General features: G+C 74.0%; 18 protein-coding genes. 12 read left to right on the forward strand and 6 right to left on the reverse strand.

Features of this window, described 5'->3' with window-relative positions; genetic code table 11:
- Positions 1-349: 349 nt before the first annotated feature.
- Positions 350-1,030, reverse strand: coding sequence for a response regulator (locus ABEA04_RS16175; protein ID WP_345460831.1), 681 nt, complete (start codon positions 1,028-1,030; stop codon positions 350-352).
- A complete protein-coding gene (locus ABEA04_RS16180; protein WP_345460834.1) occupies positions 1,027-2,598 on the reverse strand; it encodes a sensor histidine kinase in 1,572 nt (523 codons plus the stop codon). Before ABEA04_RS16180 ends, ABEA04_RS16175 begins: the two co-directional genes overlap by 4 nt.
- Before the next feature lie 160 nt (positions 2,599-2,758).
- On the opposite strand from ABEA04_RS16180, the gene ABEA04_RS16185 reads away from it, so the two are divergent.
- Positions 2,759-4,141, forward strand: a complete 1,383-nt coding sequence (locus ABEA04_RS16185; RefSeq protein ID WP_345460838.1) for a cation:dicarboxylate symporter family transporter — start codon at positions 2,759-2,761, stop codon at positions 4,139-4,141.
- A gap of 12 nt (positions 4,142-4,153) precedes the next feature.
- Here ABEA04_RS16185 and ABEA04_RS16190 read toward each other — a convergent pair whose 3' ends face one another.
- Positions 4,154-5,269 (reverse strand): phosphotransferase, encoded by a 1,116-nt coding sequence (locus tag ABEA04_RS16190; protein WP_345460841.1) that lies wholly within the window; start codon positions 5,267-5,269, stop codon positions 4,154-4,156.
- Positions 5,270-5,323: 54 nt separating this feature from the next.
- Between ABEA04_RS16190 and ABEA04_RS16195 the strand changes: the two genes are divergently transcribed.
- The 3 genes from ABEA04_RS16195 (at position 5,324) to ABEA04_RS16205 (ending at position 7,920) form a co-directional block, all read left to right on the forward strand.
- Positions 5,324-5,773, forward strand: a complete 450-nt coding sequence (locus tag ABEA04_RS16195; protein ID WP_345460844.1) for a MarR family transcriptional regulator — start codon at positions 5,324-5,326, stop codon at positions 5,771-5,773.
- A 59-nt stretch (positions 5,774-5,832) separates the two neighbouring features.
- Complete coding sequence (locus ABEA04_RS16200) at positions 5,833-6,819, forward strand: YihY/virulence factor BrkB family protein (RefSeq protein WP_345460847.1); 987 nt, start codon at positions 5,833-5,835, stop codon at positions 6,817-6,819.
- A gap of 105 nt (positions 6,820-6,924) precedes the next feature.
- On the forward strand, positions 6,925-7,920 hold the full coding sequence (locus tag ABEA04_RS16205; protein WP_345461778.1) for a potassium channel family protein: 996 nt from the start codon (positions 6,925-6,927) through the stop codon (positions 7,918-7,920).
- A 244-nt stretch (positions 7,921-8,164) separates the two neighbouring features.
- On the opposite strand, the gene ABEA04_RS16210 is transcribed toward ABEA04_RS16205, so the two are convergent.
- Entirely contained in the window at positions 8,165-9,028 is an 864-nt protein-coding gene (locus tag ABEA04_RS16210) for a class I SAM-dependent methyltransferase (protein WP_345460850.1), read from the reverse strand.
- 23 nt (positions 9,029-9,051) lie between these two features.
- On the opposite strand from ABEA04_RS16210, the gene ABEA04_RS16215 reads away from it, so the two are divergent.
- Both ABEA04_RS16215 and rpsA read left to right on the forward strand, forming a co-directional pair.
- Positions 9,052-9,978 carry a phosphotransferase family protein gene (locus ABEA04_RS16215; protein WP_345460853.1) on the forward strand — a complete coding sequence of 309 codons (927 nt, stop codon included), beginning with the start codon at positions 9,052-9,054 and terminating at the stop codon, positions 9,976-9,978.
- A 157-nt stretch (positions 9,979-10,135) separates the two neighbouring features.
- Complete coding sequence (rpsA, locus tag ABEA04_RS16220; RefSeq protein ID WP_345460856.1) at positions 10,136-11,617, forward strand: 30S ribosomal protein S1; 1,482 nt, start codon at positions 10,136-10,138, stop codon at positions 11,615-11,617.
- Between the two features lie 114 nt (positions 11,618-11,731).
- On the opposite strand, the gene ABEA04_RS16225 is transcribed toward rpsA, so the two are convergent.
- Complete coding sequence (locus tag ABEA04_RS16225; protein WP_345460859.1) at positions 11,732-11,896, reverse strand: hypothetical protein; 165 nt, start codon at positions 11,894-11,896, stop codon at positions 11,732-11,734.
- A 94-nt stretch (positions 11,897-11,990) separates the two neighbouring features.
- On the opposite strand from ABEA04_RS16225, the gene ABEA04_RS16230 reads away from it, so the two are divergent.
- Both ABEA04_RS16230 and ABEA04_RS16235 read left to right on the forward strand, forming a co-directional pair.
- Positions 11,991-12,935: a GlxA family transcriptional regulator gene (locus ABEA04_RS16230; RefSeq protein ID WP_345460862.1), complete on the forward strand. Its 945-nt coding sequence runs from the start codon at positions 11,991-11,993 to the stop codon at positions 12,933-12,935.
- 278 nt (positions 12,936-13,213) lie between these two features.
- A complete protein-coding gene (locus ABEA04_RS16235; protein WP_345460865.1) occupies positions 13,214-13,696 on the forward strand; it encodes a dihydrofolate reductase in 483 nt (160 codons plus the stop codon).
- A gap of 9 nt (positions 13,697-13,705) precedes the next feature.
- Here the strand turns inward: ABEA04_RS16235 and ABEA04_RS16240 are convergent, their stop codons facing one another.
- On the reverse strand, positions 13,706-14,299 hold the full coding sequence (locus ABEA04_RS16240; RefSeq protein ID WP_345460868.1) for a hypothetical protein: 594 nt from the start codon (positions 14,297-14,299) through the stop codon (positions 13,706-13,708).
- Between the two features lie 58 nt (positions 14,300-14,357).
- On the opposite strand from ABEA04_RS16240, the gene ABEA04_RS16245 reads away from it, so the two are divergent.
- Genes ABEA04_RS16245 through ABEA04_RS16260 form a run of 4 tightly spaced genes read left to right on the forward strand, consistent with a single transcriptional unit; the run spans position 14,358 to position 19,469 of the window.
- Positions 14,358-15,278, forward strand: a complete 921-nt coding sequence (locus ABEA04_RS16245; protein ID WP_345460871.1) for an LLM class F420-dependent oxidoreductase — start codon at positions 14,358-14,360, stop codon at positions 15,276-15,278.
- A gap of 7 nt (positions 15,279-15,285) precedes the next feature.
- A complete protein-coding gene (locus ABEA04_RS16250; RefSeq protein ID WP_345460874.1) occupies positions 15,286-16,839 on the forward strand; it encodes a gamma-glutamyltransferase in 1,554 nt (517 codons plus the stop codon).
- Positions 16,840-16,858: 19 nt separating this feature from the next.
- Positions 16,859-17,755: a 4-hydroxy-tetrahydrodipicolinate synthase gene (gene dapA / locus ABEA04_RS16255; RefSeq protein WP_345460877.1), complete on the forward strand. Its 897-nt coding sequence runs from the start codon at positions 16,859-16,861 to the stop codon at positions 17,753-17,755.
- 28 nt (positions 17,756-17,783) lie between these two features.
- A complete protein-coding gene (locus tag ABEA04_RS16260; protein ID WP_345460880.1) occupies positions 17,784-19,469 on the forward strand; it encodes a ribonuclease J in 1,686 nt (561 codons plus the stop codon).
- Positions 19,470-19,738 lie beyond the last annotated feature (269 nt).

Genomic DNA, 19,738 nt, shown 5'->3' on the forward strand with positions numbered 1-19,738 from the left:
GGGTCCGTGGGGTCGCGTTCGCGTGGACGTCGCGGGGTCTCGACGACGGCCTCGCGCAGGCGCTCGGCCTGCTCGACCGGTGGTTGAGCAGCGAGGAACGAGCGTCGTCGAAACCACCGGCCCGACACGGCGACGTTCGCCTGGGCCGTCCCTTCGACAGGCTCAGGGTCCGTGGGGTCGGGTTCGCGTGGACGTCGCGGGGTCTCGACGACGGCCTCGCGCAGGCGCTCGGCCTGCTCGACCACCGGTGGTTGAGCAGCGAGGAACGAGCGTCGTCGAGACCACCGGCCCCTCGGAGGCCGACCCGTCCACGGACCCCGAGCTTGGTCGTCGGGCAGCCGGTTACGCCTCAGTGCGGGCGGTACTCGACCTCCGGACGCCCGCCCCCGCCGTAGCGCTGGCCGCGCTCGAGCTCGCCGGTGTCGGCGAGGTGCTCGAGGTAGCGGCGCACGGTGACCCGCGCGGCGCCGACGACGTCGGCCACCTCGGACGCCGACATCGGTGCGTCGGCCTCGCGCAGCGCGGCCACGACCGCGCGGAGGGTGTCGGGGTTGATGCCCTTGGGCGGGGTGGCGGCGGCCGGGCGCAGGCTGCCGAACAGGGCGTCGACGTCGTCCTGCCCGAGGCCCTGCGCCGCCGCCTCGAGCCGGGCGCGGTACTCGGCGTACTGCTCCAGGCGCGCCCGGAAGGTCGCGAAGCCGAACGGCTTCACCAGGTACAGCACCACGCCCTGTGCGACGGCGTGCCGCACGACGTCGGCGTCGCGCGCCGCCGTCACCGCGATGACGTCGGTGGCCCGGCCGGCGGCGCGCAGCCGCTGCACCAGCCCCAGGCCGTGCCCGTCGGGCAGGTGCAGGTCGAGCAGGATCAGGTGGACGTCGGGGTCGGCCTCCAGCAGCCGCGCCGCCTCGCCCGCCGACCGCGCCACGCCGGCCACCTCGAACCCCGGCACCCGGCCGACGTAGGAGGCGTGCGCCTCGGCGGTCAGCTCCTCGTCCTCGACCACGAGCACCCGCACCGTGCCGCTCACGCGTCGTCCTCCCCGGTGTCCCCGCCCGGGCCGAGCTCGACGACGAACGCCGCGCCGCCGAGGTCGGAGCGCTCGATGCGCACCCGCCCGCCGTGGCGCCGCGCCGCCTGCCCGACCAGCGCGAGGCCGATGCCGCGGCCCGCGCCGGGCTCGGCCTTCGTCGTCCAGCCGCGCTCGAGCACGTGCGCAGCCTCGTCGTCGCTCAGGCCCGGGCCGTCGTCGTCGACCCGCACCTCGGGCCGCTCGTCGGTGCCGCCCAGGCCGACGCGCACACGTCGTCCGGTGGCCTCGAAGGCGTTGTCGACCAGGTTGCCGATCACCGTGACCAGGTCGCGCGGGGGGACGGCGCCCGGCAGCGTGCCCACGACCTCGAGCTCGACCCCGCGCTCGCGCGCCTCGGCGGTCTTGCCCAGCAGGAGCGCCGCCACCACCGGGTCGCCGGCCGACCCGACGACCTCGTCGGTGAGCCGCTGGGTCAGCTCGAGCTCGTCGGTGGCGAACGAGACCGCCTGCTCGGTGCGCCCGAGCTCGACGAGCGAGACGACGGTGTGCAGCCGGTTGGCGGCCTCGTGGGTCTGGGCGCGCAGCGAGTCGGTGAGCCCGCGCACGACGTCGAGCTCGCCGGTGACGGCCTGCAGCTCGGTGCGGTCGCGCAGGCTGACCACCGACCCGACGGCCCGGCCGTCCCACTCCGCCGGCGACGAGCTGACGACCAGCACCCGGTCGCCGGCCAGGTAGAGGTCGTCGGACTCGGCGGTGCCGCCCTGGGCCGCCTCGACCAGCGCGGGGGCGAGCCCGAGGTCGGCCAGGCGGCGTCCCTCGACGTCGTCGGGCAGGTCGAGCAGCCGGCGCGCCTCGTCGTTGGCCAGCTGCACCCGACCGGCCGGGTCGAGCAGCAGCAGGCCCTCCCGGACGGCGTGCAGCACCGCCGAGTAGTACTCGTACATCCGCGTCATCTCCAGCTCGCCCAGCCCGTGGGTCTGGCGCCGCAGCCGCCGGCTGATCAACCACGCCCCGACCGCGCCGGCCAGCAGCACCAGCCCGGCCGCGAGCCCGATCGCGCCGAGGTCCTGGCGCACCTGCCGGTCGACCGAGCTGACCCGGATGCCGACCGAGACCAGCGCCACCACCGGCTGCCCGGGGGCCGACGGGTCGGTCACCGGGACGACGGCCCGCATCGAGGGCCCGAGCGTGCCGGCGTACTCCTGGGTGAAGACGCCGCCCTCGGGGGCGTCGCCGAGGTCGCCGATGAACGGCTTGCCGATGTTGGCCGGGTCGGGGTGCGTGTACCGGGTGCGGTCGGGCGCCATGATCGTCACGAAGTCGACGTCGGCGTCGGCGCGCACCCGCTCGGCGAACGGCTGCAGCGACGCCGACGGGTCGCCGGTGCCGAGGGCCTGGACGACGTCCGGCGCGTCGGCGACCGAGCGGGCCACGGCCACCGCGCGGTCGGTCGCGCTGGTGCGCGCGTCGCGCCGGGCGTCGTAGGCGGCCAGCCCCAGCGAGACCACGACGAGCACCAGCACGAAAGTGACCTGCAGCAGCAGCACCTGCCGCGCGACCGGCATCGCGCGCCTCCCACGTCGTGGCACCGGGCCACCCTGACGCAGGTCGGCCGTGACGGGAAGACGTGACGCCGACCACAACGACCACAAGGGTGACCCGGCTCACAGTCGGCACGACGCTGGGCGGTGCCCGGAGCAGCCGGGCCCAGCACCGGGAGGCACCATGAGCACCACCGCAGCCGGCGAGACCCGCCGTCCGCCCCGCAACAGGACCCACTACCTCTACATCGCCGTCATCATCGCCGTCCTGCTCGGCATCGGCACCGGCATCGCGGCCCCCGACTTCGCCGTGGGCCTCAAGCCGATCGGCGAGTCGTTCGTCGACCTGATCCGGATGATGATCCAGCCGGTCATCTTCTGCACGATCGTCATCGGCGTCGGCTCGGTCGCCAACGCCGCCAAGGTCGGCAAGGTCGGCGGCCTCGCGCTCGTCTACTTCATCTCGATGTCGACCTTCGCGCTCGCCATCGGCATGGTCGTGGGCAACCTGCTGCACCCGGGCGAGGGCCTGCGCGTCACCGACGCGGTGCGCAGCACCGGCCAGGAGAAGGCCGCCGAGGGCCACGGCAGCACCACCGAGTTCCTGCAGAGCATCATCCCCGACTCCCTGCTCTCGGGCCTGACGTCCGGCGACGTGCTGCAGACGCTGATGATCGCGCTGCTCGTCGGCTTCGCGCTGCAGAAGATGGGCCGGGCCGGCGAGCCGGTGCTGCGCGGCATCGGTCACGCGCAGCGGGTCGTCTTCCGGGTGCTCGCGATGATCATGTACGCCGCCCCGGTCGGCGCCTTCGCCGCCATGGCCGCCGTGGTCGGCGCCACCGGCGTCGACGCGCTGCGCAGCCTCGCGGTGCTGATGATCGGCTTCTACGTCACCTGCGGCATCTTCGTCTTCGCCGTCCTCGGCACGATCCTGCGCCTGGCCACCGGCATCAGCATCTTCAGCCTGCTGCGCTACCTCGGCCGCGAGTTCCTGCTGATCGTGTCGACCTCGTCGTCCGAGTCGGCCCTGCCCCGCCTGATCGCCAAGATGGAGCACGCCGGCGTCGACAAGGCCACCGTGGGCGTCGTCGTCCCGACCGGCTACTCCTTCAACCTCGACGGCACCGCGATCTACCTGACCATGGCCTCGCTGTTCGTGGCCGAGGCGCTGGGCGACCCGCTGTCGATCGGCGAGCAGGTCTCGCTGCTGCTGTTCATGATGATCGCCTCGAAGGGCGCCGCCGGCGTCACCGGCGCCGGCCTGGCCACCCTGGCCGGCGGCCTGAGCTCGCACCGCCCCGAGCTGGTCGACGGCGTCGGCCTCATCGTCGGCATCGACCGGTTCATGTCCGAGGCCCGCGCGGTCACCAACTTCGCCGGCAACGCCGTCGCCACGGTGCTGGTCGGCAAGTGGACCGGCAGCTACGACCACGAGCGCCTCACGAGCGTGCTGGCCGGCGAGGTGCCCTTCGACGAGGCCACGATGCTCGACGAGCACGAGGACGTCGGCGAGCCGGCCCCGGCGAGCACGACCCCGAGCCTGGAGAAGACCCCCGAGCGGGTCTGAGGGCCGCTCCGGTCAGTCCGTCAGGGCCAGCAGGCCGAGGCTGTGGGTCGCCAACGCGGCCCGGGCCTCGGCCTGCTGCGCTGTCACGGGGCCCTCGGGCACGCTCGAGACGCCCGCGAACAGGAACAGCTGCACGGCGTGGGCTCGCCGCACCAGGGCGGGGTCGAGGTCGAGGCCCTCGTCGGCCAGCCCGGCGACGTACGCCGCCAGGCAGGCCTCGTCGCGAGCGGCCAGCGCGGCGACGTCGCAGCGGTCGCGGCCGAGCTGCACCTCGCCGGCGAGCAGCTGACCGAGGTCGAAGCCCACCGGCTGCCGCAGCCAGAAGCCGAAGTCGACCAGCACGAAGCCGTCGGGGTCGGTCGACGGCAGCAGGTTGTTGGGGCAGGCGTCGCCGTGGGACGTCGTCCGGGGCAGCGCGGCCAGCTCGGCCCCGAGGTCGGCCACGCGCCCCGCCGCCTCGCGCAGCCGCGTCCGCAGGGCGGGCTCGAAGGCCCCGGCCACCTCCGGCGCCGCCCAGGCGTCGTCGGCGAGCAGCCGCGGGACGACGTCGGGGGCCAGCCGGCCGTGCACGTAGTGCAGCACCGACCAGTCGAAGGCGCCGACGTCGGCCAGCGGGGCCACGGCCGGGCTCGCCGCGAGCCGGCCGAGCAGCCGCGCCGCGCGGGCGTAGCGGGCGTCGTCCCAGGGCGCCGGCGGCGCGGTGACGTCCTCGAGCCAGAGCGCCTGCGCGTCGGGCTCGAGGTCGACCACGGCGAGCGCCCGCGGCATCGAGAGACCCGCGGGCAGCCGGTCGCACAGGTCGGAGCGGTACACGGCGCCCTCGGTGCGCCACGGGTAGGAGGCGGCGGCCATCTGCCGCGCCTCGGGCGGCACGGAGGCGAAGAACGGCGAGTGGTGCCAGGCCTGCACGTGCTTGACGAACAGCCGCACGTCGCGCTCGCCCGCCGCGGTCTCCGCCGTCACGTGCACCCAGTGCCGCCCGACGGTGGTCAGGGCCGGGATCTCGTGGGCCACCGGCTCGACCCGTGTCGCGACGACGCGGGCGGGCTCGCCGAGCAGAGCCTCGACCATCACGGCCAGGCGGTCGTCGTCGACGTCGGCGGGCCCGAGGGCGGCGCGGTCGGTCATGGTGGCCCCGATCGGTCAAGCGGCTTGACGATCTCGAGACGGTAAAGTCGCTTGATGGTCTCCGTCAAGGGCGAGCGCGACGACGAGCCCCACGTGGCCGACCTGCTCGGGGCGCTGTTCGCCGACGTCGGCGCGGCGTTCGCGGGGGAGGAGTGGCGCGGTCTGCGCCTCTCGCACCTGCGGCTGCTGCAGGCCGTCCCGCGGGACGGCACGAGCGTCACCGACCTCGCCGCCCGCCTCGGCATGACCAAGCAGGGCTGCGGCCAGCTCGTCGCCCCGCTGGTCGCGAGCGGCCACCTGACCTCGGAGCCCCACCCGGACGACGCCCGGGTGCGGGTGGTGCGGCGCACCCGCCTCGGCGACCAGCGCGCCCGCGCGGTCACCCGCGGCCTGGCGCGGCTCGAGGACCGGTGGCGCGAGCGCGTGGGCGAGCGCCGCTACGCCACCTTCCGCGGCGTGCTCGTCGAGCTGGCCGCCGCGTCGGACGAGCCGGCGCCGGAGTAGCCCGGGGGCGTGCGCCCCGCCTCCCCGCCCGCGGGGGGCCGCGGCCTTAGCGTGGCGGGATGACGGCGCACAGCCCCGACGCGGCCGGCCGGGCCGACGCGGCGTCGTCGGGCCGCCGCCTCGACCGGCTGCGCCACGTCACCTGGCGGCTGGTCGTCACCACGGTCGGCTCGTGCCTGCGCCACCGCGTCACGGGCCTGGCGGCCGAGGGCGCGTTCTTCGCCGTCGTCTCGGTGCCGCCGCTGATCTTCGCCCTCGCCGGCGCGATCGGCTACGTCACCGGGCAGTTCGACCCCGCGCAGGTCGAGCAGGTGCGTCAGGCGGTGGTCGACCTGTGCGGCGCGTTCCTCACCGACAGCGCCGTCGCCAACGTCATCGAGCCCACCCTGGACGACGTCCTCGGCGGTGGGCGGTTCGACGTGATCTCGGTGGGCTTCGTGCTCGCCCTGTGGTCGGGCTCGCGCGCGCTCAACGTCTTCGTCGACACCATCACGATCATGCACGGGCTCGGCGGGCACCGCGGGATCGTCAAGACCCGGGCCCTGGCCTTCGGGCTCTACATCCTGGCCGTGCTCACCGGCGCGGTCTCGCTGCCGCTGCTGGTGGCGGGGCCGAGCCTGGTGCGCGATGCGCTGCCCGACCGGCTGCACCTCCTGATGGGCTTCTACTGGCCGGTCGTGGTGGTGGTCTGCATCTGCTTCCTGGCCACGCTCTACCACGTCTCGGTGCCGGTGCGGACGAGCTGGAGCTTCAACCTGCCGGGCGCCACGTTCTCGCTCGTCGCGTGGATCGTGGGGTCGGCCGTCCTGCGCTGGGTGCTCACGGTGACCGCCGCCGACTCCCGCTCGATCTACGGCCCGCTCGCCGCGCCGATCGCGGTGCTGCTGTGGCTCTACCTCGTCGCGCTCGCGGTGCTGATCGGTGCCGCCGTCAACGCCGCCTTCGACGAGGTCTTCCCGCAGAAGCACACCGCGCGGGCGCGGCTCGAGCTGATGACGCAGCGCCTGCGCACCGCGGTGACGCGTGAGCGCCAGGCCGAGGGATAGATTCCGCGCGTGGCCGTGAGCGACCGGGACGAGGCACAGCGCGGCCGCATCGCGCTGCCCGAGCGCACCCGGTCGCCGTGGTGGGAGCTGACCCGCCGGGTGCTGATGGCGCTCGGCATCCTGGTCGGCACCGTGCTGCTGGTCTACTTCGACCGCACCGGCTACAACGACAACAACGACCCCGCCAACGAGATCAGCCTCATCGACGCGATCTACTACACGACGGTCACGTTGAGCACGACCGGCTACGGCGACATCGCGCCGGTCAGCGACACCGCCCGGCTGGTCAACGCCTTCGTCATCACCCCGGCCCGCATCGGGTTCCTGGTGCTGTTGATCGGCACCACCCTCGAGGTGCTCGCCTCGCAGGGCCGCGAGATGATCCGAGTCTCCCGATGGAGGAGGAAGATGGGCCAGCACGTGGTGGTCGTCGGCTACGGCACCAAGGGCCGCAGCGCCGTCGAGACGCTGCTCAACAACGGCTTCGAGCGCGACGAGATCGTCGTGGTCGACCCCTCCTCGGGCGCGCTGGCCGAGGCGCACGCCGACGGCCTCGCCGTCATCACCGGCGACGCCACCCGTCGCGACGTGCTGCGGCGCGCCGGGGTCGCCAAGGCCGACCAGGTCATCATCACCACCGACCGCGACGACTCGAACGTGCTCGCCACCCTCACCGTGCGCCAGCTCAGCCCCGACGCCTACATCGTGGCCGCCGTCCGCGAGCACGAGAACGCGCCGCTCATGCGGCAGTCGGGCGCCGACTCGGTCATCACCTCCTCCGACGCCGTCGGCCGGCTGCTCGGCCTCTCCACCGTCTCGCCGATGCTCGGCACGGTCATGGAGGACCTGCTCAGCTACGGCGAGGGCCTCGAGGTGGCCGAGCGCGAGCTGCTCGTCGCCGAGGTCGGCAAGCAGCCGCAGACGCTGCCCGACCAGGTGATCGCGGTCGTGCGCGACGAGCGGGTCTACCGCTACTTCGACCCCGTGGTCGCGCTGCTCGCCCGCGGAGACCGGCTGATCGTCGTCCGCCCGGCCAAGGAGCTGCCGTGGGCGCCGCGGCCCGGCACGCACGACGAGGACCTCGCCAGCGACGCCGACTGACCGACGTCCGCGCGAAAACGTGAGACCGCGCCGCTGGCGTCTCGGGTCACCAGCGGCGCGGTGACCCGACTCTAGGACGACCTGCCCCGGCCCCGCAGGAGAATCCGCGAAGAGGCGATGAGGTCGAGGGAAAAAAGAACCGAGCCGCTGGCGTCTCGGGTCACCAGCGGCTCGGTAGGAAGAACTATAGACGGGCTGTTCACGTTCGGGCAGCAGAAACCCCGAACGTCTGCTCAAGTTTTCCTCAAGGGCGCAGGTCGGCGCCGAGCACCGCGGTGCCCGGGACGACGAGCCCCCGGGTGCGCGACCAGCCGCCCCACACCCGGTCGTGCCCCTCGGGCCACTCCGGCTCGAGCAGCGTGGTGAGGGCGAACCCGGCACCGGCGAGCAGCCCGACCCAGTCGCCGAGCGTGCGGTGGTGCTCGACGTAGGTCACCTCGCCGGTGGCGTCGTCGACCTCCACGTAGGGGGTGCGGTCCCAGTAGGACTGGCTGGCCACGAGCCCCTCCTCGCCGGGATCGTCGGGGAAGGCCCAGCGCAGCGGGTGGGTGATCGAGAAGGCGAAGCGGCCGCCGGGCCGCAGCACGCGGGCTGTCTCGGCCACCGCGGTCGCGATGTCGTGCACGAACTGCAGCGCGCCGAAGCTGGAGAAGACGACGTCGAAGCTGGCGTCGGCGAAGGGCAGCGCGGTCGCGGTGCCGAGCACCGAGACGACCCGCACGCCGGTCTCGGCGTCGAGGCGGTGGGCGTGCTGCAGCTGGCGGAACGACAGGTCGAGGCCGACCGCCCGTCCGCCCTGGGTGGCCACCCACCGCGAGCACTGGCCGGCGCCCGAGCCGACCTCGAGGACGTCGCGTCCGGCGAGCCCGCCCGGCGGGGCGAGCGCGCGGGCGTCGTCCTCGGTGAGGCCCTCGGGTCCCCACACGAAGCCGGCGTCGCCGAGGAAGGCGCCGTGGGTGGCCTGGTACTCGTCGGCGTAGCGGTCCCAGTCGGGCCCGTTCGCCCGCCGCGAGGTGGCCTCGTCGACCGGACGGCGCGTGGAGCGCACCGAGTCGGGCAGCGGCGGGTGGTGGCGCGAGTCGGGCGCGAACGGGTCGGCGTCCGGCATGGTCGAACCGTAGTCTCGCGCCGGTGGACCTCGCATCGCTGGAGCCCCTCGACGGCGGCTGGTCGGGAGAGACCTACCTCGGCGCCGTCGGTGACGAGCGGGTGGTGGTGCGCATCTGCGTCCGCGACCCCGACCGCGCCGAGGTCGACGCCGCGCTGCTGCGGCTGGTGCACGGGCTGCTGCCGGTGGCCGACGTGCTCGAGGTGCGCCCGCCCGGCCCGCCGGGCAGCTTCGCGCCCGCCCTGCTGGTCACCTCGCTGCTGCCGGGGGAGCGCGGCGACCTCGTGCTCCCGCGGCTGGACGACGCCGGGCTGGCCCGGTTCGGCACGGCGGTCGGCGAGCTGGTGGCGGCCCTCGGCGGCATGCCGATGCCGCGGGCCGGCGGGTTCGTCGTCCGCGACCGCGACCTGCTGGTCGAGCCGTGGGACGGCGTCCCCGATGCGCTGCCGACCTACGTCGAGACCCACCTCGACGGGCTGCGGCACTGGACGCGCGACGAGCAGGCCGGGCTGCTGGAGGTGGCCGACGCCGCGCAGGACCTGCTCGACACCGTCGCGCGGCGCTGCCTGGTGCACAGCGACCTCAACCCCAAGAACCTGCTCGTCGACCCGGACACCCTCGCCGTCACCGGCCTGCTCGACTGGGAGTACGCCCACGCCGGCCATCCCTTCACCGACCTCGGCAACGTGCTGCGCTTCGAGCGCGCGCCGGCCTACGCCGACGCCGTCCTCGCGGCCTACGGAGCCCGGCACGGCGTGGCCTCCGCGCCGGCGCTCGCCCTGGCCCGCGCCGCCGACCTGTGGGCGCTCGTCGACCTCGCCTCGCGCCGTGAGGCCAACCCGGTCGCCGCCCGCGGCCACGACCTGCTGCTCGCGATCGCCCGCACCCGCGACCCGGCGGCCGCGCCCCCGGACGACGCCGGTTGGACGGGTCTTCGCGCCCGCGCGTAGACTCGGCCACTGCGCCAGAGGTCTGCCGTCGTCCCGTACGGAGCGGACCGCGGCTCGCTGTTGAAAGGGTCTCTCACGAGACCGGCTCTCGTCGATGGTGAAACCGGGCTTCTCGCGTGCCCCGACACGTTGTCCACCCCGAGGATCCCACTCCCAGATGACAAGCACTCTCAACTTCGCCGACTTCGACGTCGACGCGCCCCAGGTGGCCGTCAACGACATCGGCTCCGAAGCGGACTTCCTGGCCGCGATCGACCAGACCATCAAGTACTTCAACGACGGCGACATCGTCGCCGGCACCATCGTCAAGGTCGACCGCGACGAGGTCCTGCTCGACATCGGCTACAAGACCGAGGGCGTCATTCCCTCGCGCGAGCTGTCGATCAAGCACGACGTCGACCCCAACGAGGTCGTCTCCGTCGGTGACGCCGTCGAGGCCCTCGTCCTCCAGAAGGAGGACAAGGAGGGTCGCCTGATCCTGTCCAAGAAGCGCGCCCAGTACGAGCGTGCCTGGGGCACCATCGAGCAGGTCAAGGAGGAGGACGGCGTCGTCGAGGGCACCGTCATCGAGGTCGTCAAGGGCGGCCTGATCCTCGACATCGGTCTGCGCGGCTTCCTGCCCGCCTCGCTCGTCGAGATGCGCCGCGTGCGCGACCTGCAGCCCTACGTGGGCCAGAAGCTCGAGGCGAAGATCATCGAGCTCGACAAGAACCGCAACAACGTGGTGCTCTCGCGCCGCCAGTGGCTCGAGCAGACCCAGTCCGAGGTGCGCCACGGCTTCCTGACCCAGCTGCAGAAGGGCCAGATCCGCAAGGGCGTCGTCTCGAGCATCGTCAACTTCGGTGCCTTCGTCGACCTCGGTGGCGTCGACGGCCTGGTGCACGTCTCCGAGCTGTCGTGGAAGCACATCGACCACCCGAGCGAGGTCGTGGCTGTCGGCGACGAGGTCACCGTCGAGGTGCTCGACGTCGACATGGACCGCGAGCGGGTCTCGCTGTCGCTCAAGGCGACGCAGGAGGACCCCTGGCAGCACTTCGCCCGCACCCACCAGATCGGCCAGATCGTGCCGGGCAAGGTCACCAAGCTGGTGCCCTTCGGCTCGTTCGTCCGCGTCGAGGAGGGCATCGAGGGCCTGGTGCACATCTCCGAGCTGGCCGAGCGCCACGTGGAGATCCCCGAGCAGGTCGTCCAGGTCAGCGACGACGTGATGGTCAAGATCATCGACATCGACCTCGAGCGTCGTCGCATCTCGCTGTCGCTCAAGCAGGCCAACGAGACCGCGGCCGCCTCCGACGTCGAGGAGTTCGACCCCACGCTGTACGGCATGGCGGCGACCTACGACGAGCAGGGCAACTACGTCTACCCCGAGGGCTTCGACCCCGAGACGGGCGAGTGGCTCGAGGGCTTCGACGAGCAGCGTGCGGTCTGGGAGGACCAGTACGCCAAGGCGCACGCCCGCTGGGAGGCGCACGTCAAGCAGCAGCAGGAGGCCAAGGCCGCCGAGGCCGAGGCCGGCGAGGCGACGTCCTACTCCTCCGGCGGTGGCAGCGACGACGAGTCCGGTCAGGACGGCGGCTCGCTCGCCTCCGACGAGGCGCTGCAGGCCCTGCGCGACAAGCTCACCGGCGGCGGCGCCTGATCCCAGGCCCCCCGGCTCGCTGAGCCAGCACGACGAAGCAGAACCGAACGCCACGACGGCCCGGTCCCCGAGAGGGGGCCGGGCCGTCGTCGTCGGTGGGGGCGGGTGGGCGGGTCAGGCGGCACGCTCGTAGGCGCCGCGGACGGTGGGGGCGACGAAGTCGGTGTCGACGCCGTGCGAGCGGGGCGGGCGGGCCGAGGGCCCGTCGTGGAGGACGGCGCGCACGCTCCAGGCGATGGCGGCGAGGGACAGGACCAGGACGATCAACAGGATGCTCATGGCAGTAATCCTGCTCCCACGGTGATCCTGCCACCAGTGGCAGGAATGCCGGTCCTGGTCGATTTCCTGCCAGTTCCGGCCTAGGCTGCGGAGCGTGAAGACCGTCGCCGTCGTCGTGCAGGACCAGGCCGAGCCGTTCGGGCTCGGCTCGCTCGTCGAGGTCTGGGGCGAGCCCGAGCACCCCGAGGACGACACCCCGGTCTTCGACTTCCGCGTCTGCACGCCCCGGCCGGGGCGGGTGGAGGGCCGGTCGGGCTTCGACCTGCACGTCGACCTCGGCCTCGAGGCCACCGAGGACGCCGACCTCGTCTGCTTCTCGCCCACCCACGACTTCCTGCGCTTCGACCCCGCCGTGCTCGAGGTGGCCCGCGCCGCCCACGCGCGCGGCGCGTTCGTCTACGCCCACTGCACGGCCGCGTTCATCCTCGCCGAGGCCGGGCTGCTCGACGGCCGTGAGTGCACCACCCACTGGCGCTTCACCGACGTCATGGCCGAGCGCTACCCGCGCGCGATCGTGCGGCCCGACGTCCTCTACGTGCAGTCCGACACGATCGTCACCGGGGCCGGCAGCGCCGCCGGCATCGACGCCTCGCTGCACCTGATGCGCCAGACGTTCGGCGCCCGGGTGGCCGCCGCGACGGCGCGCCGCATCGTCGTCCCCCCGCACCGCGACGGCGGGCAGGCGCAGTTCATCGCCCGCCAGGTCGTCGACTACCAGGCCGAGACGCTGGGGGCCGTGCTGGCGTGGGCCAACGAGCACCTGGCCGACGACCTCGACGTCGAGACGCTGGCCCGCAAGGCCCACATGTCGCCGCGCACCTTCGCCCGGCGCTTCCGTGACGAGACCGGCACCACCCCGCACGCCTGGGTCACCGCGCAGCGGCTGCAGCTGGCCGAGGAGATGCTCGAGCGCACCGAGAACTCCGTCGACCAGATCGCCGCCGAGGTCGGCTTCGGCAACGCCGCCACGCTGCGGCACCACTTCTCCCGCGCCCGCGGCGTCAGCCCGCAGGCCTACCGGCGCCAGTTCGCCTGCTGAGGCACTCGGCCGTCGGGTGCTCGCGTCGTCCCGGCTGGCCCGGCGGTCTCGAGGCTCGTCGCCAGGGCTCCTCGCACCTCGACCATCGTCGGTGGGCTCCTCGCACCTCGACCATCGTCGGTGGGCTCCTCGCACCTCGACCATCGTCCGGGCCGGCTCCACGGTGGTCGAGGTGCGAGGCCGGCCCGGCCGAGCCTCGAGACCTCGCACGGAGCACGCCGACGTCCTCGCGCGGGGCCGGGGCCCGTGCCGCGGCCCCGACCCGTAGCCTGCGGCCCGTGAAGCGCGTCATCCTCGTCGCCGCCGTGGCCCGCAACGGCGTCATCGGCGACGGCCCCGACATCCCGTGGTCGATCCCGGGGGAGCAGGCCGAGTTCAAGGCGCTGACCCTGGGCCACACGCTGGTGATGGGGCGCACGACCTACGAGTCGATCGGTCGGCCGCTGCCGGGGCGCACCACCATCGTGCTCACCCGCGACCCCGCCTGGACGCCGGGGCGCGACGACGTCCTGGTGGCCCGCTCGATGTTCGAGGCGCTCGGCCTCGCCGCGACCCGCGAGGGCGAGGTGGTCGTGGCCGGCGGCGCCCAGGTCTACGCCGAGGCCATGCCGCTCGCCACCGAGCAGATCGTCACCGAGGTGCCGCTCGAGCCCGAGGGCGACGCGTTCTACCCGCCCATCGACCCCGACCGCTGGGTCGAGACCGACCGCGAGGTCTTCGAGGGCTACGAGCGGGTCTGGTACGAGCGCGTCACCACCTGACGCCAGGGCTCAGCGGGCGGCCTCGTAGACGGCGAGGTCGGCGGCGAAGTGGCGCTCAAGCATCCGGCGGACGGCGGGGTCGATGCCGTCGTCGGGGCGGTCGGGGGAGGCGTTGACCCGGGCGACCTCGGGGACGTCGACGCCGAGCCGGCCCGCCATCCACGCCACGGCGTCGCCGAGGTTCTCGTAGCGCCACACGTGCGTGACGTCGGGGCGGTCGGGCCGGGTGCGCACGAAGCGGGCCGACGAGCCGAGGTCGACGTCGCCGGCGACGATGCGCTCGGCGAACTGGGCGAAGGTCAGGTCGCCGGTGTAGTTCGGGCGGCCGGCGACCTCGGGCCGGGCGCGGTAGCGGAACCACGAGTGCGCCCACGCCACGGGCTCGCGCACCACGCAGGTCAGCTCGTAGCTCTCGCGCGGGTGGCCGTAGTGCTCGAGCACCGGCGCCCACACCGAGTCGAAGGTGCGTGCCGACATGTGCTTGAGCCGCGGCGGACGCCGTACCGCGATCTCGGCGTAGCGCCCCAGCGCCGACTCGACGGCCGTCGAGCCGGTCTTGGTCATGGCCAGGAAGCAGAACCCGGCGCTCGGCATCGCCAGCACGTCGCGCAGGCTAACGCGGCCCTGCGTCGTCCGCCGGGTCGGCTGGCAAGGTGGGGCCATGGACCTGCGCATCTTCACCGAGCCCCAGCAGGGCGCCGAGTACGACGACCTCCTCGCGGTGGCCCTGCGCGCCGAGGCCCTCGGCTTCGGCGCGTTCTTCCGCTCCGACCACTACCTCGCGATGAGCGGCGACGGCCTGCCCGGCCCCAGCGACGCCTGGGTGACCCTCGCCGGCCTGGCCCGCGAGACGACCTCCATCCGCCTCGGCACGCTGATGACGAGCGCGACGTTCCGTCATCCCGGGCCACTGGCCATCAGCGTCGCGGGCGTCGACCGCATGAGCGGCGGCCGCGTCGAGCTCGGCCTCGGTGCCGGCTGGTTCGGGGCCGAGCACACCGCCTACGGCATCCCGTTCCCCGACGTCGGCGAACGCTTCGACCGCTTCGAGGAGCAGCTGGACGTCGTCACCGGGCTCTGGGGCCCCGACCGGTTCTCCTACGACGGCCGGCACTACCAGGTCGCCGACAGCCCCGGGCTGCCGAAGCCGGCCCAGGAGCGCGTGCCGATCATCATCGGCGGGGGCGGCAAGCGCCGCACTCCCGCGCTGGCGGCCCGCCACGCCGACGAGTTCAACGTGCCGTTCAGCGACGTCGAGACCACGCGCACGCTGGTCGAGCGGGTCGGCCGCGCCTGCGAGGACGCCGGTCGCGACCCCGCCACGATGCGCTGGTCGAACGCGCTGGTCACCTGCATCGGCAGCGACGCGGCCGAGCTGGCGCGGCGGGCGCAGGCCATCGGCCGCGACCTCGACGAGCTGCGGCAGGGCTCCGGCGTGCTCGTCGGCACGCCCGAGCAGGCGCTCGAGACGCTCGGCCGTTACGCCGAGGCCGGCTCGCAGCGGGTCTACCTGCAGGTCCTCGACCTGCACGACCTCGACCACCTCGACCTCGTCGCCGCCGAGGTCGTGCCGCACCTGTGAGCGGCCGGTGAACGGCGCCGTCGCCACGGTCGACCACCGCGCCACGGCCGCCGCCGAGGCGGTGCTGCGCGAGGGCGGCAGCGCCGCCGACGCCGCGGTCTGCGCCAACGCGGTGCTGGCGGTCACCGGCCAGCACCTGTGCGGGGCGGGCGGCGACCTCGTGGCGCTGGTGCGCACCCCCACCGGCGACGTCGAGGCGCTGCTGGCCGTGGGCCGCTTCGGCTCGAACAGCGAGGCCGCCCGGCTGCGGGCCGAGGGCCACCGGCGCGTGCCGCACCAGGGCGACCCGCGCGCGGTCACCGTGCCCGGGTGCGTCGACGGCTGGACGGCGCTGCACGCCCGGCACGGCCGGCTGCCGCTCGCCCGCCTGCTCGAGCCGGCCGTCGCCCTGGCCACCGACGGCTTCGAGGTCACGCCGCTGCTGGCCGCCGCGCTGCCCTCGGTCGCCCACGTGGCCGGGGGAGAGGAGCTCGTCGGCGACCTGCCCGTCGCCGCGGGCGACCGGCGGCGTCGTCCGGCCCTCGCGGCGGCGCTCGCCGCGATCGGGCGCGACGGACGCGACGCCTGGTACGGCGGCGCGTTCGGCCGCGGCCTGCAGGCCCTCGCGCCGGGTCTGTTCAGCGACGCCGACCTGGCCCGCGACCAGGCCGGGTGGACGACGCCCGCCCGCCTGCGCGTCGGCGACGCCGTCCTGCTCAGCACCCCGCCGCCCACCGCCGGGCACCTCGTGCTGGCCGGCGCGCACGTGGCCCACGCGGTCGGCGCCCTCGGCGGTGGCGACCCGCACCTGCTCGTCGAGGCCGCCCGCGCCGTCGGCGGCGACCGGCTCGAGGTGCTGCACGAGGACGCCGACCCCGCCGCCCTGCTGGACCCCGGCCGCCTCGCCGCCCAGGCCGCCACCGTCGACCCGCACCGCCGCGCGCCGGGGCACTGGCCGGCCGGCTCCGGCGGCACCACCTACCTGTGCGTCGCCGACGGCGACGGCCTCGTGGTCTCGCTCTCGCAGAGCAACGCCTCGGGCTTCGGCTCCGGCCTCGCCGTGCGCGAGGTCGGCGTGTTCCTGCACAACCGCGGCATCGGCGCCTCGCTCGACCCCGACTCGCCCGCGCTGCTGCGCCCCGGCGGCCGTCCCACCACCACCCTCGTGCCCGCGCTGCGGCTCGCGGGCGGTCACGACGCCGGCACCGTCACCGCGCTCGGCACCATGGGCGGCGACGCGCAGCCGCAGATCCTGCTGCAGCTGCTCGACGCGCTCGCCACGGGTGCCACGCCCGCGGAAGCCCTCGCCCGGCCCCGGTGGGCGCTCGAGGGCCGCGACGGCACCGGGTTCGACACCTGGCAGCCCGGCCCCGACGGCCGGGTCGAGCCCGCCGTCCTGCTCGAGGACGCCGCCCCCGAGGCCTGGGCGCGCGACCTGCGGGCGCTCGGGCACGACGTCCACGCACGCGAGCGCGGCATCGGCCACGCCCAGCTGCTCGTGCGGCACGGCGACGGCTCCGAGGCCCGCCTCGTCGCGGCCGCCGACCCGCGCGCGGGGACAGGTGACGCACGCGCGTGGTGACCACCGATAGCGTGGAGCCATGAGCGTCACCCCCGAAGCGCCCTTCGGCCGGATGCTCACCGCCATGGCCACCGCCTTCCACGACGACGGCCGGGTCGACCTCGACGGCACCGCGGCCATCGCCGCGCACCTGGTCGCGCACGGCAACGACGGCGTCGTGGTCAGCGGCACCACCGGCGAGAGCCCCACCACGACGGTCGAGGAGGACGGCGAGATCCTCCGCGCCGTCAAGGACGCCGTGGGCTCCGACGCCGTCGTGATCGCCGGCGTCGGCACCAACGCCACCGCGCACTCGGCCGAGCTGGCCCGGCAGGCCGAGAAGGTCGGCGTCGACGGCATGCTGCTCGTCACCCCCTACTACAACAAGCCCGGCCCGGCCGGGCAGCTGCACCACTTCACCGAGGTCGCCGCGGCGGCCGACCTGCCGGTGATGCTCTACGACGTCCCCGGGCGCACCGGGCAGGCCATCCCGCTCGAGGTCTACGAGCGGTGCGCCGAGCTCGACGCGTTCGTCAGCGTCAAGCACGCCACCGGCGACCCCACCGCCGTCGTCGGCCTGACCGACCTCGGCTACTCGGTCTACTCCGGCGACGACGCGCTGCTGCTCGGCTACCTCGCGCACGGCGCGGCCGGGCTGGTCTCGGTCGTCGGGCACGTCGCCGGCGTCCAGCTGCACGAGGTCATCGACCGCTTCCTCACCGGCGACCCCGCCGGGGCACTGGCGGGCTTCCGCCGCCTGCTGCCCGCCTTCACCGCCGTCATGGGCGTCACCCACTACGGCGCCACCACCGCCAAGGCCGCGCTCGAGCTGGCCGGCGTCCTCTCCAACCGCAACGTCCGCGGGCCCCTGGTGCCGCTGGACGACGGCGAGGTGGCCGCGCTGCGCCACGGCCTCGAGGCCGCCGGGCTCCTGTGAGCCCTCTCCCATCTGCAAAGGAACCCACGTGAGTCACCCGCACCCCGAGCTGTCCGCACCCCCGGCCCTGCCCGACGGCGGCCTGCGCGTCATCCCGCTCGGCGGCCTCGGCGAGGTCGGTCGCAACATGACCGTCTTCGAGCACAGCGGCCGGCTGCTCGTCGTCGACTGCGGCGTGCTGTTCCCCGAGGACCACCACCCCGGCGTCGACCTGATCCTCCCCGACTTCGCGCCCATCCGTGACCGCCTCGACGACATCGAGGCGCTCGTGCTCACCCACGGCCACGAGGACCACATCGGCGCGGTGCCCTACCTGCTGCGCGAGCGCGGCGACATCCCGCTGGTGGGCTCGGCGCTGACCCTGGCGCTGCTCCGCAGCAAGCTGCAGGAGCACCGTCTGCGCGAGACCGTGCACCACGCGGTCAAGGAGGGGGACCGGATCATCTTCGGGCCCTACGAGCTCGAGTTCATCGCGGTCAACCACTCCATCCCCGACGCGCTGGCCGTCGCCATCCGCACCGGCACCGCCACCGTGCTGCACACCGGCGACTTCAAGATGGACCAGCTGCCGCTCGACGGCCGCATCACCGACCTGCGCGCCTTCGCGCGGCTGGGGGAGGAGGGCGTCGACCTCTTCCTCACCGACTCCACCAATGCCGAGACGCCGGGCTTCACGCCCGCCGAGAAGTCGATCACCCCGGTCATCGACCAGGTCTTCCGCGAGAGCAAGCAGCGCATCATCGTGGCCTGCTTCGCCTCGCACATCCACCGGGTGCAGCAGGTGCTGGACGCCGCGGTCGCCCACAACCGCAAGGTCGCCTACGTCGGCCGGTCGATGGTGCGCAACATGGGCATCGCCCGCGACCTCGGCTACCTGACGGTGCCGGGCGGCGTCCTGGTCGAGGCCAAGCAGCTGGCCGACCTGCCGCCGGAGCGGCAGGTGCTGGTCAGCACCGGCAGCCAGGGCGAGCCGATGAGCGCGCTGAGCCGCATCGCCCAGCGCAGCCACAACTTCGTCCACATCGAGGAGGGCGACACCGTCCTGCTCGCCAGCAGCCTGATCCCCGGCAACGAGAACGCCGTCTACCGCGTCATCAACGGCCTGGCCCGCTGGGGGGCGCGCGTGGTGCACAAGGGCAACGCGCTCGTGCACGTCAGCGGCCACGCCAGCGCCGGCGAGCTGCTCTACTGCTACAACATCGTCAGGCCGGCCAACGTGATGCCGGTGCACGGCGAGATCCGCCACCTGCTCGCCAACGCCGAGCTGGCCCGCGCCACCGGCGTCCAGAACGTGGTGGTGGCCGAGGACGGCGTCGTGGTCGACCTCGTCGACGGCGTCGCGACCGTCTCCGGCAAGGTCGACTGCGGGTACGTCTTCGTCGACGGGACGACGGTCGGCGACGTCACCGAGACCGACCTCAAGGACCGCCGCATCCTCGGCGAGGAGGGCTTCATCTCGGTGATCGTGGTCGTCGACTCGGTGAGCGGCAAGGTCTCCGGCGGCCCCGAGATCCACGCCCGCGGCAACGCCCTGGACGACGCCACCTTCGACGACATCCGGCAGCCCATCATCGACGCCCTCGACGCCGCCATGCGCGACGGCACCACCGACTCCTACCAGCTGCAGCAGATCGTGCGCCGCACCGTCGGCCGCTGGGTCAACAACACCCACCGCCGCCGCCCGATGATCATCCCGGTGGTCGTCGAGGCCTGAGGCGGCGCGGCGAGCCTGCGCGCGTGGGTGGGGGCGGCGGTGTGTCAGTTCCCGTCTGCCCGGCGGGAACGGTGACCAGCTCACCGCTGGCCGGGGTCGGTCGGGGTGGCGGTGTGTCAGTTCCCGTTTCCGGGTGCGGAATGGTAACCAGCTCACCGCCCTCCTGGGTCGGGTCGGGGTGGCGGTGTCTGAGTTCCCGTTTCGGGGTCGGGAACGGTATTCAGCTCACCGCCGTCCTGGGTCGGGTCGGGGTGGCGGTGTCTCAGTTC

It is taken from the genome of Nocardioides marinquilinus (genome assembly GCF_039543705.1).
Classification (GTDB): domain Bacteria; phylum Actinomycetota; class Actinomycetes; order Propionibacteriales; family Nocardioidaceae; genus Nocardioides; species Nocardioides marinquilinus.